Genomic DNA, 16710 nt, shown 5'->3' on the forward strand with positions numbered 1-16710 from the left:
ACAGTTTTCAAGCGGTTCCAGAAGATGTTTTAGCACCACCTTACGGGAATGTGCACAGTCACCCAATTGCTGATACACAAACCGCAGTTGTGACAGACAACAACGATCCAGCAGGATTAGGAAGAGTTCAAGTAAAATTCGCTTGGCAAGAAGACAACACACCATGGATTCGAATGACCAATCCACATGCAGGTTCAGGAAAAGGAATGTATTTCATCCCAGAAATTGGAGAAGAAGTATTAGTAGCCTTCGAAGCTGGAAATGCAGAGAAACCATTCGTTTTAGGAACCATGTACAATGGAAGTGAAAGTTCAAGTTATGCAACTTCTGGCAATGACAACAAAGTCATCCAAAGCAGAAGCGGAACAAAAATCATCATGAACGATGCTGAAGGAAGTGTTTTCATAGAAGACCCAAGCGGCAACACATGGATGATGGACGGCAAAGGAAATATTAGTGTGAATGCACCAAAAAACATGAGTATAAGTGTTGGAGAAAATTTAGATATAAGTGTTGGAAACAATATGACAACAAGTGTACAAAATAATAGGGATACTTCTGTTGGAGCAAACAATTCTTTGTCAGTTACAGACTTACATAGATTATCTGCAAAAACATACAATCAAACTATAGACGAAAACAAAACAGTAAAAATTGCTGGAGATTTAACAGAAACTACTGCAACAACAACGCACAAAGCAGAGCAAGGAGATATTTTATTTAAAAGTGCTGGTGTTGCCAAAATATTGGGCGCTATTGATGCGAAAGTCAATAAAGGGTAATGGCTTTCTGAAATTTTAATTTCAAAAATAATAATTTATAAAAATACAAAACTAAGCTTAAAATTTTTAAAGTTCAAAAAAAGCTGGAATACTGATTTCGCCTAAATGTAGAGTTATTAAACTACATAAAATTATGAAAATGCTATTCATATCTTAAAAAGTAAAAAATGAAAAACCTACTATTTATTTTACTAATAACACAATTAAGTGCTTGCCAAAACAAGCAAACACAACAACAAAATATGGAAACAACACAAACAGAAAAATTTGCTTGGAACCCTACATTTACATGCCCAGATGGGTATCCTGTTGAAGTATATAGTGGTGGTTTTGCTGAGCCTTATCAAAGCTTACATTTAGGAGTAGGAACTGCTGGTTGGGGAGAAACAGGAGGTAGTATGAGCGAAAGCAAACAAATACCTCAAGGGTTACAGGTAACTTGGTTAGCTTTTGCGGAAGATTGTTTCTACACAATAAAGTGTGAAATAGACCATAAAAAAATAGAACAATTATTTCAAGAAGGTTTTGAAATGAGAGGAGCTAGCGGAAAGTTAAAACATGAAGATTATTATTATATTATTGCAGGTTTTGCTCCTGGTGGCGTTGTAGTTGTTTGGATGGCAGGAGCAGCAAAAACTACAGAAGTAGGTCGATATCAAGGAGAAAAAATTGAAATAAAAGAACCACCAGGGTTAGACAGTCATGAACGATTATATTTTGATGCTGTTTATAGAAAAGGAGTAATGGAAAACGAAAAAATTGTTCCATTAGAAGTACAACAAACCAATAAAAATAAGCCCATTCCTTACGGATTATGGGATAGTTATAGAGTTAAATATGTGTGGAAACCTACTTTCGTTATACAAAATGATGGTAAAATGAATGAACGAGTAACTCTGGATTTGTTAAACGGAGAAAGATATTCAATTAGAGATTTTAATTTTCCTATTAGAACAGATTATAAAGATAATTATAATTTAAAAATAGAATATACCAAACAAGCCATTCCTAAATCGGTAGGTTTTAGTTGGTATGATAAGGAAGGGCAATTATATTCTGGGAAAGTAGAATTTGATGAAAACGAAATTTTTGAAGCATTTACAATTCTATATAAAGACAATAAAGATACAGAAGCCGAACTAGAATTTAAAGTAAATATGACCAATACTTTTATTACCGTTAAGTTAAAAGGTAATGGCAAAGAAATAGCAATAACAAAAAGCCAACAAAAAGTTTTTGAATCTGATAATAAGTGGTAAATTATGGGTACAACTTATGTATATAATACAGGAGAAGATAATTCAGAAGACAAGTTTTTACAACTTGAATTTGGTGTATTTTTAGATGGTACACTTAATAATAGAAGAAACACTGAAATTCGAAAAAAAGTATATGGCCTCGAAGGAGCAGAAAAAGCTACAGCTAACGAAAAAAAAACATACAATGAAGAAGGTATGGAGCGCAAAGCATCAAATCTTTGGCTAAAAAAAACAGATATTGATGATAACAGTTATGCTAATGATTATAGCAATGTTGCACGAATGTATAATTGTTGTGATTCAGATACTTATGGATTATATGTAGAAGGTATTGGAACAGAGGATGAGAAAAGTGATGTAGATGCTGGATTTATGTACGGTTCGGGTGTAACAGGAGTAAGAGGAAAAGTACGTAAAGCGTGTGAAAAATTAGCAAAAAGAATTAAATCTATTAAAAATACAAAAGGAGATACCAAACTAACAAAAATAACCATAGATGTTTCAGGTTTTAGTCGTGGGGCTGCTGCTGCAAGAAATTTTGTATATGAAATTAATTCAAAAAAGCCAATAACTCCTCAAAATATAAGAGTACAAGATGGATATTATCCTGTAAATCCTTACAGCCAAAGTGGAATGCCACAAAAAAAATTTAAAACAGTTAAAGGAGATAGTGATGGTAAAGAAATAGATGAAAGTTTATTAATAGACGGCAAAACTCCTCGTTATGGACATTTAGGCTATTCTTTACTTGAAAAAGATGTTTTAAGTAAAGAAGAACTTAAAGAACTTGAAATTTGTATCCGTTTCATAGGTATCTATGATACAGTTTCTTCATATGAAGAATTTGGAGACGCAAAAATGCCTACGCTACTTATAAAAGGTGTCAGACATTTAGTTACAAGTTATTTTAACAATGATGTAGAACAATTGCAACTAAACAATTTGGGAGGCTTTACAAAATTGGTTCATTTTACCGCAGAAAATGAACATAGAGAAAGTTTTTCACTAACTAAGGCTCCAAAGTATGGTTTTGTAGTTGAGAGAAAACTTCCAGGAGTTCATTGTGATATTGGTGGTTCCTATGAATCTGGAGAAGAAACGGTTTCTGAAATAGAAACATCTAATCATTTACCATTTCATAAATTAAGAAAATATAAAGAAGAATTAGTAAAGCAGCATTGGTTTAAAGATGATCAAATAGAATTAAATGGACAATTTGCCAAAATTTTAACAGGTGGGTTAGCATATAGATATATTACAGGAAAAAGAAATTTAAAAAAAGAATATAGTTATATTCCACTGCACTACATGGAAGAGTTTGGATCTGATTATATGAAGAAATATATAAAACAAAGTACAGAAACAAAATATCCATTACCTGATGAAGAGCAAGTTTTAAAACAATCAAAATCATATTTAAGAGATTATGTTTTTGAAGATGGACCATCATGGGAATTTAAAAGCGATGAAGAATTAGAAGCAAAAAAACAAGCAAAAGAATTAAACGAAAAAATTGAAAAAGGCTTATTAGTTAATGATTCTTATTCTCCAATAGTTTATGATAATTTAGATCCTTCTAATTATAGACCAAATATCCCTATTGAAAATATTCAAAACAATGACTTATTACTAAATAATAAACAAGATGAAAGTGTAGGAAAAGGTCAAATGCTTAAAGAAGTTGTAGTTATTGGATATTCGCAGCAGAGTTTATTAAGAAAATTAAGAAATGAATATTTACATTGGTCTGCAACTAGAGCTGGTTTAGGTATGGATCCAAATACCAATAGAAAAAGAAGAGAACATTGATAAACATAAACTTAGTAAACGGACTAAAATTTTTCACGTTAGAACCTTTACTCGATAAAACATATAAATATAGGTTTGAAACTATAGTAGAAGATTTTTCCAATCCAAAAAGAATAAAAAAGAAAAGTTACATTAGAGAGGTTGCAATTACATTATATGAAAGAACAGAGATTATATCAAATTTCCAATTATTTCTCTCTAAACTAACTATTGAAAGTAAAACTTCAGAGCCTAACGAGTTTTTAATAAAACAAATGAGTTATGCTTTTGACGAAATTGAAGTAGGAGTTAATTACAAAGGACAAATACTTTATGTGTACAACCTAAAAGAAATGAGTCAAAGATGGGAAAAAACTAAAAACGAACTTTTAGAACACAACAAAGGTCAAGAGATTGCTTCAGCTTTTGAAACAATAAGTAATTTACTAAAAAATGAAGAAGAATTAATTTTGTATCTTTCTGATTATAAAATGTATGGATTATATTTTACTGGTTTTTTTGGGAAATACAATTTATGGCAAATGCCAGTTATTAGAGCGCAAAAAGTTTTAGATTACGATAGTATAGTAGAAGAAAAAATATATCCAGAAAAGAAAGATAAAATTTATTATCACATATTTGGAGAAATACACACAGAAAGAAAACCTTTAAAAAACGGATTTAATGTTTACAACGGAGAATTATCTTATGTTGATTTCCAATTAGAAGAAGCCTATTTGATAACTCAAAAAGAAGATAAAAAAATACAATACAACATCCTTTTATTAGGATAAACTATAACGACAATAGCATGGCAAAACCAGACAACAACGCTAAGCGAGAAAAACGTCAAGAAGAAGAAAAAGCAGATAAAAAATTATTGCTAGTAATTGATGGAGCAAAGTTAGAATGCAAACTTTGTACAAACCCAATAGGTTTATTAAAAGTTAATTTTGATACACCAACTACACAAGGAAAAAAAACAGCAACTGTAAAAGAAAAAGACAAAAAAAGTCTAATTTTTATGGGTACTTGTACAAAAAGTCCAAACAGTGCTAGTCCATGTGCTGCAGTAATGCAATTAGGTGAATGGAAAGACACAGGAACCGTTTTAATACAAGACCAAAAACCATTATTACAACAAAGCACAATTATGTGTAATTATGGTGGCACAGAAATTAAAATTACTGATTCGGGTCAAATTAATGTTCCTAGTAATGTAGAGGAAATTGTAAAAAGTCCAAAAGAAATAATAAGTGCAATTTGGATAGATAATGATACTAAAGAAGAAATAAAAAATTCAAATACAGGTGATAATGTCAATATTTTAGTCAAAACAAAAAACTATAAAGAAGGAGATTTTGTTTTTCTTGACATAACTGAAAAAGACGGAGGAGAAGTAAAAGATGGAAAAACTTTAATTACAGTAGCTGGAATAGTAAAAGCAGATGGAAGTGCAGAATTAAAAAAGCCTCATACAATATAATTTTATGGCAACATTTGAAATAAGTGGAAGAAATGGGTTTAAAGGGGCAAATCTACAAGTCACAACTTTAAAACAATATATTTTAGTTGCTGGTATAGAATACCACACTGGGAACTCATTTATTAAATATTGTAATGATTATAAATCTAAAATTATTGCTAATAATAAAAGTAAAAATGATTTAACATTTATTATTATTGACTTAAAAGGTACTGTTGAAACAATTTCAAATGGAAAATCAATTTCTATAGAAAAATTTGATAGTATTTCAAAAAGTAATTATCCTGTAACTAAAGGACATGCATTTGATTCAATAGGGAAGTTAAAATATATTACAAAGAAAGATATATATAAAACTATAGAAGAAATAGGAATAAGTAATCCTAATACTTTACAAGAAGTAAATATTTTTTCTCATGCCTATCCTGGAGGACCAATATTAGCGAACTCATCACAAAAAGATGCAATTGATCTCGATATGAGAATAAACGATATAAAAAACAAAGTTATTGATTATTCAAATTTTAAAAATGCTTTTTTAAATGATGGAGTATTTAAAATTTGGGGATGTCAGAGTCATCCTCCTTTTAATTATTTAATTAAAAAAGTAATGCAGAATCCGTTATATAAAAAAGATGGCACAACAAAAGATACTGATGAGTTTATCATAAATGATATAGCTGTTCCAAATCATGAAATTTTATCTAAATATATTGATTCTAACCAGTTTACTTTTATGTCAAATGGTAAAATCAAATTAACTCTTTTACAAGTAAAAAAAATATTTTCAACCAATTATTGCTCAAATTATGCAGCATGGTTAGCTTATAGTGTTGATGTAACAGTTCAATATTCATTACCCGCAACTTATTCGTCTTTTGGGTCACCTGAAGTTTTTAGAATATCAGATGACACAAAAATGAATGTAGGTTTTTTTGAAACTTATTTGGGGATAACATTAGGGGAACTAAATTATGGAATTTATGATAAAGCTAGTGTAACTAAATTATTAACCCCTTAAATTAATTTACAATGAATAAAATAAAATCATTATTAATTGTATTTTTTCTTTTAATACTAAACCAAACCATTTCTGGTCAGCAATTTAATGACACTAGTTTTATAACACAAGAAAAACTAGATAGCATTGTTGTGTTTAAAATTTCATATCAGAGCAAAGAATTTGTTGTTCCTTTGGCTTCAAAAATTAAACATCCTGTTGAAGATACTATTACAGGAATTATTACACTTCCATATTATGAAGATTTAGAAGAAGTAAGAGATACAGTTATTATACTATCAAGAAAAAAAATAACCGAAGAGAACAATATAAATTTAAATAAATTACTAAAAAAACAGAGTTCTTACAATAAGAAAAGTGTTGCATTGTTAAGTCATTATGATTTAGAAGTAAACTATTATAAACAAGGAAAGATCGTTCAAAATATAAAAGTATCGACCATCACAAAAAAAATAGTAATTATTAAGGAAGATTGTGAAATCTTGTCAGAAAATGAAAGTACAAACCTTTGTCTTTTTTATTCAAATATTTGTAAAAAGTTAGAAAAATTTATTTTACAATTGACGGCAAAATAACAAATAAAGTCTCCTTTTTAAAAACAGATATGAAATCAACTAAATATCATTTATTCTTTTTATTTATCATTTCTGTTGTTCTTTCATGTAATATAGGTTAAGGAAATTATTTAATGAACAATAATAAATTTCCTGTTTTAGATAGTTTAACTTATGCAAGATTACCTGAAGAAAATTATTTACCAAAAGGAAATTCTGTTTTTCAAAAGATAATAAAAAATAAAGATTCAATAGTCCCAAGTCTTGTTGAAAAATTATTAGATACAACAACTACAAATTTTAGAATTGCAGATAGTTATAATTACAAAACTGCTGATATTGCTTTTCTAATTTTACCCTATTCTTCAACACAAAAAATTGATTTAAGACAAATTCTTTTTGATGAGTTTAAAAATGAACTTAAATATAAAGATGAGAAATACTCTTTATTTGAATCCTTTTATTATGAATTATTTTTTTCAAACTCTAGTAAAATTAATTATAAAAACAGAATTAGGCTTTATAATGTAATTTAAAAAAAAAAAATTACTTAATTTTATATTTAACAAGTTTTACCTACTTCTAAAAACTTTAAAATTAAATTTTTAATATCTTGATAATTTTTAAGATGATAACAACTATCGCTTTATTTTTATAGTTTTTTGTATTTCTTGTAAGATGAAAAACAATGAATATAGTAATGATATTAGTAAGTAATGATAAAATTGAGTTTCAAAATGACACAATTTTAAAAGAATTGTATTCAAATAAAAAAATAAAATTCTTATTTTAAGCAAAGATAGTTTAGGAACTTCCGAATTGCATTTGTGCTTTTATGATAATAGTAATTTAAAAGAAAAAGGGGTACTAGGCATAATTTCAAATAATAATATTAATACAAATATGTTCATGGAAACATGGTTCTATTTTGAATCTAACAAAAATTTGGATTCAACAATTTACTACAATAATGCCGATTTTGGAAAAGATTATAGAGAAAAAAAGAGTATTATAAAAATGGAACTATAAATTCAATTGAAAAATATAATAATTATATTTTATATGAAAATAAAATGGATAGTATTGGAAAAGGACAATACTTTGATGAGAATGGCAAGCAAATAAAAAAGTAAAATGAAAAATGAAAAACATGTACTCTCCTAGCCTTATTTCTCCTAGTTAAGTTTTCCTCTTAATCTTCCAAGTTGGACGCGGATGACATGAATTATTTTTAAACCGCATATTTTCTTTAGCTTGAAGTGCTTTGCTTGTGGTAGGTTTACATAGATTAGTTTCTTTGCGAACTTTGCACTTAAAATCTAAGAATCTACGGTAAATAAACAGTTGAGGTATTAGTAACACAGAGCTTCACAAAGTAGGCACGAAGTTCCACAAAGTTTTTTACTAATGCTTACAACAAAACATCAATTGTCTTCTAACTAATCTCTAAGTTCTGTAAACTGAACACCGATAAATGAACACTGAATACTCCCCAATTAACTCATGACAATTATCATCAAATCATACCCCTAAAAACCTTACCTTTATTCTATTATCAAAAGAAACACACATGCGAAAGCTACCCATATTAGTACTACTCAGTCTGCTTGCAGTTGCTTGTAAACAAGAAGAATCAATTACACTGCAACGCATTAACATGACCGAATCTATTTACAGTTCCGTTATCATACAACCGGATAGTTTGTATCAGGTGTATGCGGTTATATCGGGCATATTAGAAAAAACCTTTGTAGAAGAAGGTCAAGTAGTGACTAAAAACCAAGCCCTATTTAAAGTAACCAACACAGCTCCCGAACTGAATGCTCAAAACGCAAAGCTAGCCTTAGACTTAGCCAATGATAATTATAGTGGTGGCATTACGGTGCTCCAAAGCATTAAGGACGAAATTAATGCAGCCCAATTGAAATATAAGAATGATTCCATCAACTACTTCAGACAAAAGAATCTGTGGGATCAGAAAATAGGCTCTAAAATAGAGTTTGACACCAAAAAACTAAACTACGACTTATCTAAAAACAACTTGACAACCCTTCAAAGTAAATTAAACCGTACAAAAAACGAATTATACATCAATGTAAAACAAGCTAAAAACAACTACACCACCACATTAGTAGCGACTAAAGATTACACCATAAAAAGCAACATTAACGGAAAAGTCTATGCCATCAACAAAAACGTAGGCGAACTAATTAATACGGCTACACCCATAGCAACGCTAGGAAGTGGCAGTCAATTTATTGTAGAAATGTTGGTTGATGAGGTAGATATTGTAAAGGTAGCTTTGGGCCAACAAGTAGTCATCAGTTTAGATGCCTACAAAGGAGAAGTCTTTACAGCCAAAGTGACGAAGATATTACCCAAAAAAGACGAACGCAACCAAACTTTTAAAGTGGAAGCCATCTTTGATAGCCAGCCTAAAGTCTTATATCCAGGACTTTCGGGTGAAGCAAATATAGTCATTGGCCAACGAGAAAACGTATTGACCATTCCTTTAGAGTATTTACTAGATGATGATAAAGTAAAAACAGACACAGGCATAGTAGCCATTAAAACCGGAATGCGCAACATGGAATACGTAGAAATCTTATCTGGAATTACCGAAAAAACATTACTTTATAAAACAGAAAAATGATCAACTGGCCCGTTATCTTAACGATTGCAAAAACGCATTTAGTCACGAAGATTAAACAAACTTCTGTGGCTGCATTGGGCGTAACGTTTGGTATTGGTGCCTACATCACTCTAGTTAGTTTCATGACCGGGTTAAACACTATGTTAGACAATTTAGTGATGAATCAAACTCCTCATATTCATATCTATAACGAAATAGAACCTTCTAAAGAACAACCTATTGCCTTGTATGATAAACTAGCCAACAGTACACATATTGTTCGTTCTATAAAACCCAAACTAAGTCAGAAAAAGATACACAATGCCTTGCCTTTAATGAAATATTTGGAAGAAGATGCGAATGTAAAAGGAGCTCTTCCGCAAATTAAAGCACAAATCTTTTACATAGCTGGCTCTATTGAAATTGCAGGAAACTTAACAGGGATTAACGCTTTAGAAGAAGCCAAATTATTTCATCTAAAGGATTATATTGTGGAAGGTTCGACTGAAGCTTTACACAATAACGAAAACGGAATATTGTTGGGTGTCGGTGTTGCCAAAAAGATGTCGCTTCATGTGGGAGACAGAATTCAAATAAGTACCATAAAGGGAGATGTTTTTCCGTTAAGGATTGTAGGACTTTATCAAAGTGGTATTTCTGATGTGGATGCCATTCAAAGTTTTTCGAATCTTAAAACGGTGCAACGCATCTTAGGGGAAGCAGAAAACTATATTACCGATATCAATGTAAAGCTAGATGATATAGAATTAGCCTTTCCAATGGCTAAAAAAATAGAACATCAGTTTGAGCTCAAAGCCATAGATTTCAACACCGCAAATGCACAGTTTGAAACAGGAACTACCGTTAGAAATTTAATTACTTATGCGGTTTCCATAACCTTATTAATCGTTGCTGGTTTTGGTATTTACAACATCTTAAACATGCTAATTTATGAAAAGATGAATGATATTGCCATCCTAAAAGCAACAGGCTTCTCAGGAAAAGATGTGCAAATGATATTTATGAGTCAAGCCATGATTATTGGTTTTGTAGGAGGTATTTTAGGCTTGCTATTAGGCTTTGGATTATCGAGTCTCATTAGCACCATTCCGTTTGAAACAGAAGCTTTGCCTACAGTTAAAACCTATCCCATTAATTTCAATCCCTGGTTTTATGGTATTGGAATAGTATTCGCATTAATATCAACGTTTTTTGCAGGCTATTTACCCGCTCAAAAGGCTAAGAAAATAGACCCGGTAAAAATCATAAGAGGACAATAACATGAGTACAGTTTTAGAAGCACAAAACATTAACAAGTATTTTGAAAAGCCAGTACGTTTTCAAGTTTTAAAAGACATTAACTTTAAAATTGAAAAAGGAGAGTTTGTTTCTATTATGGGAAAATCCGGTTGTGGTAAATCTACCCTACTCTATATTCTCTCTACTATGGATACCGAATATGAAGGCAATTTATTATTAAACAATGAAGTCATAAGTGGGCAATCAAGTGAAAAGTTATCGTATATAAGAAACAAGCATATTGGTTTCGTCTTTCAGTTTCATTATCTTTTAGCTGACTTTACGGTGTTAGAAAACATTATGCTTCCTGCTAAAAAACTAGGTGAAAAATCATTACCCGAAATAGAACAAGACGCATACGAAAAACTGAAGCTCCTAAAGATTGAACATTTGGCTCTTAAGAAAGCCTCGCAAGTCTCAGGTGGAGAAAAGCAGCGTGTAGCGATAGCTAGAGCGCTTATTAATAATCCCTCCATAATCATGGGCGATGAACCCACAGGAAACCTAGACAGCAACAATGCAGATAATGTCTTTACAATCTTTAGAGAATTATGCGACAAGCAGCATTTGTCTTTATTAATTGTAACCCACGATAAGGATTTTGCTAAACGTACGGATCGCATTATTATGATGGAAGATGGTAGGGTTATTAGTTAGTTTGCAGTGTTCAGCTGGCAAATAATAGTACTAGATGATTCGGTGTTATAAAAACGAAATATAATTCCAACCGTCAGTTCGAGTGGTTTTAATGCAGCGCAGTGGAATTAAAATTGTATCGAGAACCGTTAATATGAAAACCCCTCGCGAACTTTGCGTCTTTGCGGTTAAAAAAGGAACGCGGATGTCAAGATTATTTTGTTGCACAGAGGTTCACAAAGGTTTTTTTTACTTCTAACTTATCCCTATTCCCTAATCCCTTTTTTTCTTAATTCTGCAAACTGATCACTAAATAAAAACCTACTTCTTCAACCGCTCCTTTTCCACCTTTTCCTGTTCTTTCGCTAACTTTTTGAAATAACCTCTAAGTAAAAAATTATGCTTCAAGGCCTCCATACTTTGATTAAATTTATCTGTACCTTCGTTTAGGTTCTTAATGGTTTGATCTAAGTTTTTGACAAACTCTTTATCCGTAGAAAGATAATTAACAGCTCCTTTTCCGTTTTTAATTTGGGATATTGTTTTATTGATACTATCTAACGTAGTATTAATTTGTTGACTAGACACTTCTAAATTGGTAATAATGTTTTTCATTTTTTGAGCTTGCTCCTTATCGTTCACCAAAACACCAGCCACACTATTTTCTAAATTAATAGATTCAATTTTGGACTGTAAGACATCCATTGTTTTTGAGGCTTTATAACTGGTTTTTTGCAAGTTAAAAATGGTTTGTTTAATTTCGTTTGAAGTCACACTGTCATTAATCAACATGCCTAAAGTTCCTTTTTCGTTGTTAATGGCATTGGTTATTTTTAATAAATCAACGGTTAATAGAGCGGCATTTTCGTTGGTTACATTTAAAGTGTTTAGCATTTCATCGGCTCCAATTTTGGTGTAGGATTTAATATAATCTCCAGGTTCCACACTGGCTTCTTTTCCTTTACCAGGAATAATGTTAACCAACATGTTTCCTACTAAACCATCGGTTCCAATAGTAGCAATGGCATCTTTTTTAATATAAGACATCATCTTTTTTTCTATCAATAAATCTACTTTTATTACAGAATCATTCAACATACTAATTCCTTCAACAGTTCCGACATTAATACCAGAATAGCGAACGTTATTTCCTTTATTTAAACCGTTCGTATTTGAGAACTTAACACTTATAAGATCACTTTTGCCAAATAGGTTTTGGCGTTCTCCAATAAGGTAAATGGCTACTGTAAACAATAACAATCCTATAATTACAAATAAACCTAGTTTAAGTTTTTCACCTGAAGTTTTTCTCATAATGTATTTAATTTACTTCCTTTTGTTTTATTTAAAAAATGCTTTCACTTTCTCATCTGAGGATTTTTCTAATATCTCATAATTTCCTTCTATATAATTAATGCCATCGATTAATAGAATCATTCGGTTGGCAATTACTCGCGCACAATCCACATCATGAGTAATGATTAAGGAGGAGGTTTTATATTGTTTTTGTATGTTTCTCATCAATTCAATAATTTCTTTGGATGTAATAGGATCTAATCCACTGGTGGGTTCATCGTATAAAATTATTTTTGGTTTTAATATTAAAGTTCTGGCTAATGCTATTCTTCGTTTCATTCCTCCCGAAAGTTCAGAGGGCATTAAATCTATAGCATGCAATAACCCCACATTTGTTAGTGCTTCTTCTACAAGTTCTAATGTGTTTATGTTTTTTCCAAACCGTTCTTTATGATGTCTGAGTGGAAACTCCAGATTCTCTCTTACCGTCATGGAATCATATAAAGCACTTCCTTGAAATAAGAAACCAATCTCATTTCGCAATTTATCAAATTGAGTTTGGTTAAGAGTTGTTATTTCTTGTCCCATTACTTTAATACTTCCAGAATCGGGTTCAATTAGACCTATCAAACATTTAATCATCACCGATTTGCCTGAACCAGACTTGCCCATGATAACCAAATTTTCTCCTTCCTTTAATTTCAAATTAAAACCGTTTAAAACCTGATTGGTTCCAAATCTTTTTTTTAGATTGTTTATTTCCAAAATAGGTTCTATTTCTGAATTATCTTTTGATCTTCTATTTGAATTTTCTACTATCATTTTTTAGGTTTTAGATAAAAATATCCGTTACAAAAACGGCAATAAAATCAATTATAAATAAAAGCATTGAAGTATAAACTACAGCCGAATTAGCCGCTATTCCTACTCCAACTGTTCCTTTTTCGCAATAATATCCTTTGTAACATCCAACTATTCCAATGGCATAGCCAAAGAAAAAAGTTTTTATGGTTGCAGGAAGTAAATCACTATATTCTATGGCATGAAAGACTTTATCAAAATAAAGGAAAAAAGAAACATCACCATATAAATTCTCTACTAAAAAAGAACCATACAAAGCCATAGCATCACCAAAAATGACCAGTATAGGTATCATAAATGTGGTGGCTAAAACACGTGTGACTACTAAATATTTAAATGGGTTTGTTCCTGAAACTTCCATGGCGTCAATTTGTTCCGTTACCCTCATGGAGCCTAACTCGGCTCCAATGCCAGAACCAATTCTACCCGCACATATTAAGGCTGTAATTATTGGACCTATTTCTCTTATGATTGAAATACTAACCATAGAAGGCATCCAAGATTCCGCTCCAAACTGTTCTAAGGTGGGACGTGTTTGTATTGTTAATACTAATCCAATAATAAAACCGGTAATTAATACTAACCCAAGGGATTTGTTACCCATGTTGTAGCATTGCCTGAGCAGTTCTTTAAATTCAAACGGTTTGCTGAAAAGTTCTCGAAAAAAACGACTCGAAAAATAAGTCAACTCCCCTATTTCTATAAAGAATTTTTTTATATTTAAAGCTATTTGAGAAGATTGCTCCATAAATAATTTGAATGGGTTTTAAACATCTTGACTTATTGCATAAAGTTAAGAATTTTAATTCAATATTATATGATATATGTTAGTAGTGCTGGTTTTGTGAGTTGGAATCCGGATGACACGGATTGACTGCGTCAAACACTGATGGGTATGGATTTTTATTCACGACTTCTCGATACAATTCCGATAAAATATCGAAATCACTCGAAGTTACGGAAAGTACAATGATTAAATGTTATAAAAACGATACAAATTCCCAACCGTCAGTTCGAGTGGTCCCGATGCCAATCGGGATTGTATCGAGAACCGTCAATATGGAAACCCTTGGCGAACTTTGCGTTAAACTTTGCGACTTTGCGGTTAAAAAAAGGAACGCGGATGAAACGGATTGACTTAGTCAAACACTGATGGTCACGGATTTTTTGGTTTGCTAAGGAATGGTTACACAAAGGTTCTCAAAGGTTTCACAGAGTTTCACAAAGTTTTTTTGGAACACAGGTTTTAGAAATTTTAATAATTTATTAGTTTGTGGAGTTTTTTGTGTGAGACCCTTTATCAGGATGAAGAGTTTGTATTGAAGTTTATCTAATATTTCTGGAATCTAAACTCTTTCTACCCTTTTACCTATTCCCTAAATTCTAAAACTCTCCCTTCAATCAAAAAAAACACTAAATTAGCCCTTCAAAAAAAATCTCAATGGATTCTTTAACCCAAATTGTTCTAGGCATTGTTACTGCAGAAATAGTAGCCGGAAAAAAACTCCAAAACAGGACGTTTTTATATGGTGCAATTTTAGGAACGATTCCCGATTTAGATATCCTTGTTGGCAAATTTATGAGTGTTGTGGATGGCGTTGCAATTCATAGAGGATTGAGTCATTCTCTACTCTTTTTTGTTTTTTTAGCACCAATCTTAGGCTTTTTAATTGCAAAAATAGAGCAAGGTAAGATTGATTTTAAAAGAGCTTCTTGGATGGCTTTTTGGTGTTTGGTTACACACGTTTTACTAGATATGTTTACTTCTTGGGGCACACAAATTTTATGGCCTTTGGAGTATCGTTTTGCCTTAAAAACCATTTTTGTTATTGATCCTTTATATACGATTCCCTTATTAATATCTTTGATTTATGTTTGGAAAAGCAAAAATTTTGTTGATAGAAAAAAGTATTTATACAGAGGATTACTAATTAGTTCAGGCTATTTATTGTTGACTTGTGTTTTGAAACTAGTCGCTGTACATCAGTTTGAAAAAGCATTGGAACAACAAAACATAAGTTATCAAGAAATAATTGTAAAACCAACAGCTTTAAACACAGTTCTTTGGAATGCTAATATCGCTTCAGTTGATGGTTATTTTATTGCTGATTATTCTTTTTTTGACACGCAACCTATTTCATTTGTATTTTATGCTAAAAACAAAGCTTTAGAAAAAAAGATAGAGCATATTGAAGATTTTCAAAAATTAAAAGACATTAGCGAAGGTTGGTATTTGGTTACGGAAGAAAACCATACGATTTGTTTCAACGATTTGCGCTTTGGTTTATTGACTACTTCTGCCGAAACACCTAAGTTTGTTTTCAGTTATCAGTTTGTATCTGGTTATGATGGAAAATTGACTGCAAAAGAAGTTCCAAAGGCTAAAAGAGATGGTAAAGCTTTATTGAAAAACATTTTTACTCGAATGAAAGGGAATTAAAATTATATTAATAACCTTTTGCTATAGAAATACTTTTCTTTTTTTTTGTGGTTAAGAAATGGTAAGCTGATTCAGTTGATTTCTCAGATTTTTTTAGTTAGATGTGGGTTTCTTTTAACTTGAGTTGACCTAGTTTGTTCTTCACAACTCACAATTTACAATTCACAATTAATAACTACTATTAAAATCACCTCTTTTCTTTAAGTATATAATAATTTAAAGATGAATAGAAGATTACGTTTACAACAATATTGAAATATGTAAAAAGCTTTACGTTTTCCATAAGGTTATTGGAAGTCAAGGAATAGGACTTGAAGAAAAACAGTAAACTTAACCCTAAAAAGAAAAGTATAGGTGATATAATAAGAATGTATTTGTTGGATTGAAAGAAATAGAAATTATCTCTCTTCAATTGGTTAAAACTTTCAAATACAAAGAATAAAATATAAAGAAACGCTCCCAAAATCAATGTGTAATAATTAAATTGCAGTGGGCCTTCCATAAATAAAATATTTATTAAGGCAAACAAACTAAACACAACTATTGTTGCAATAATCATTTTTTTGGCAATAAAGATCATGTGTAAAATTAGAAGCCAAAGGATTGTACTAATCACAACGCTAAGTGTTGCGAATGTTCCATAAGGCAAATCGTTA

The 16710-nt window shown here is 30.9% G+C and carries 15 protein-coding genes; 12 read left to right on the forward strand and 3 right to left on the reverse strand.

Features of this window, described 5'->3' with window-relative positions; translation table 11 throughout:
- From AAC008_RS11315 to AAC008_RS11365, 11 genes are all read left to right on the forward strand, one after another.
- On the forward strand, positions 1-782 hold a 782-nt coding region (locus AAC008_RS11315), incomplete at its 5' end, for a phage baseplate assembly protein V (protein WP_339889396.1).
- 167 nt (positions 783-949) lie between these two features.
- Positions 950-2041, forward strand: a complete 1092-nt coding sequence (locus AAC008_RS11320; protein WP_339889397.1) for a DUF2931 family protein — start codon at positions 950-952, stop codon at positions 2039-2041.
- A 3-nt stretch (positions 2042-2044) separates the two neighbouring features.
- Entirely contained in the window at positions 2045-3850 is a 1806-nt protein-coding gene (locus AAC008_RS11325; RefSeq protein WP_339889398.1) for a DUF2235 domain-containing protein, read from the forward strand.
- Entirely contained in the window at positions 3847-4623 is a 777-nt protein-coding gene (locus tag AAC008_RS11330; protein ID WP_339889399.1) for a hypothetical protein, read from the forward strand. The genes AAC008_RS11325 and AAC008_RS11330 overlap by 4 nt, the downstream gene beginning before the upstream one ends.
- 17 nt (positions 4624-4640) lie before the next feature.
- The gene (locus tag AAC008_RS11335; protein ID WP_339889400.1) at positions 4641-5315 is read left to right on the forward strand and encodes a DUF4280 domain-containing protein; all 675 of its coding nucleotides are present in this window, start codon (positions 4641-4643) and stop codon (positions 5313-5315) included.
- 4 nt (positions 5316-5319) lie between these two features.
- Complete coding sequence (locus AAC008_RS11340) at positions 5320-6336, forward strand: hypothetical protein (protein WP_339889401.1); 1017 nt, start codon at positions 5320-5322, stop codon at positions 6334-6336.
- 11 nt (positions 6337-6347) lie between these two features.
- Entirely contained in the window at positions 6348-6911 is a 564-nt protein-coding gene (locus AAC008_RS11345; RefSeq protein ID WP_339889402.1) for a hypothetical protein, read from the forward strand.
- 113 nt (positions 6912-7024) lie between these two features.
- A complete protein-coding gene (locus AAC008_RS11350) occupies positions 7025-7426 on the forward strand; it encodes a hypothetical protein (RefSeq protein ID WP_339889403.1) in 402 nt (133 codons plus the stop codon).
- A gap of 1121 nt (positions 7427-8547) precedes the next feature.
- Positions 8548-9543: an efflux RND transporter periplasmic adaptor subunit gene (locus AAC008_RS11355; protein ID WP_339889497.1), complete on the forward strand. Its 996-nt coding sequence runs from the start codon at positions 8548-8550 to the stop codon at positions 9541-9543.
- Entirely contained in the window at positions 9540-10802 is a 1263-nt protein-coding gene (locus AAC008_RS11360; protein WP_339889404.1) for an FtsX-like permease family protein, read from the forward strand. Before AAC008_RS11355 ends, AAC008_RS11360 begins: the two co-directional genes overlap by 4 nt.
- A gap of 1 nt (position 10803) precedes the next feature.
- The gene (locus tag AAC008_RS11365; protein ID WP_339889405.1) at positions 10804-11478 is read left to right on the forward strand and encodes an ABC transporter ATP-binding protein; all 675 of its coding nucleotides are present in this window, start codon (positions 10804-10806) and stop codon (positions 11476-11478) included.
- A gap of 300 nt (positions 11479-11778) precedes the next feature.
- On the opposite strand, the gene AAC008_RS11370 is transcribed toward AAC008_RS11365, so the two are convergent.
- Genes AAC008_RS11370 through AAC008_RS11380 form a run of 3 tightly spaced genes read right to left on the reverse strand, consistent with a single transcriptional unit; the run spans position 11779 to position 14362 of the window.
- On the reverse strand, positions 11779-12771 hold the full coding sequence (locus AAC008_RS11370) for an MlaD family protein (protein ID WP_339889406.1): 993 nt from the start codon (positions 12769-12771) through the stop codon (positions 11779-11781).
- A 27-nt stretch (positions 12772-12798) separates the two neighbouring features.
- Complete coding sequence (locus tag AAC008_RS11375) at positions 12799-13575, reverse strand: ATP-binding cassette domain-containing protein (protein WP_339889407.1); 777 nt, start codon at positions 13573-13575, stop codon at positions 12799-12801.
- Positions 13576-13585: 10 nt separating this feature from the next.
- On the reverse strand, positions 13586-14362 hold the full coding sequence (locus AAC008_RS11380; RefSeq protein WP_339889408.1) for an ABC transporter permease: 777 nt from the start codon (positions 14360-14362) through the stop codon (positions 13586-13588).
- A gap of 693 nt (positions 14363-15055) precedes the next feature.
- Here AAC008_RS11380 and AAC008_RS11385 point away from each other — a divergent pair.
- Entirely contained in the window at positions 15056-16054 is a 999-nt protein-coding gene (locus AAC008_RS11385) for a metal-dependent hydrolase (protein WP_339889409.1), read from the forward strand.
- The last annotated feature ends 656 nt before the right edge of the window (positions 16055-16710 follow it).

The sequence above is a fragment of the uncultured Flavobacterium sp. genome, from assembly GCF_963975515.1.
In the GTDB taxonomy this organism is placed as follows: Bacteria; Bacteroidota; Bacteroidia; order Flavobacteriales; family Flavobacteriaceae; genus Flavobacterium.

Coding starts and splice junctions, on each gene's coding strand:
- AAC008_RS11340 (WP_339889401.1), top strand. CDS start 5,320: ATGGCAACATTTGAAATAAGTGGAAGAAATGGGTTTAAAGGGGCAAAT.
- AAC008_RS11345 (WP_339889402.1), top strand. CDS start 6,348: ATGAATAAAATAAAATCATTATTAATTGTATTTTTTCTTTTAATACTA.
- AAC008_RS11350 (WP_339889403.1), top strand. CDS start 7,025: ATGAACAATAATAAATTTCCTGTTTTAGATAGTTTAACTTATGCAAGA.
- AAC008_RS11385 (WP_339889409.1), top strand. CDS start 15,056: ATGGATTCTTTAACCCAAATTGTTCTAGGCATTGTTACTGCAGAAATA.
- AAC008_RS11375 (WP_339889407.1), bottom strand. CDS start 13,575: ATGATAGTAGAAAATTCAAATAGAAGATCAAAAGATAATTCAGAAATA.
- AAC008_RS11335 (WP_339889400.1), top strand. CDS start 4,641: ATGGCAAAACCAGACAACAACGCTAAGCGAGAAAAACGTCAAGAAGAA.
- AAC008_RS11360 (WP_339889404.1), top strand. CDS start 9,540: ATGATCAACTGGCCCGTTATCTTAACGATTGCAAAAACGCATTTAGTC.
- AAC008_RS11380 (WP_339889408.1), bottom strand. CDS start 14,362: ATGGAGCAATCTTCTCAAATAGCTTTAAATATAAAAAAATTCTTTATA.
- AAC008_RS11355 (WP_339889497.1), top strand. CDS start 8,548: ATGACCGAATCTATTTACAGTTCCGTTATCATACAACCGGATAGTTTG.
- AAC008_RS11370 (WP_339889406.1), bottom strand. CDS start 12,771: ATGAGAAAAACTTCAGGTGAAAAACTTAAACTAGGTTTATTTGTAATT.
- AAC008_RS11325 (WP_339889398.1), top strand. CDS start 2,045: ATGGGTACAACTTATGTATATAATACAGGAGAAGATAATTCAGAAGAC.
- AAC008_RS11320 (WP_339889397.1), top strand. CDS start 950: ATGAAAAACCTACTATTTATTTTACTAATAACACAATTAAGTGCTTGC.
- AAC008_RS11365 (WP_339889405.1), top strand. CDS start 10,804: ATGAGTACAGTTTTAGAAGCACAAAACATTAACAAGTATTTTGAAAAG.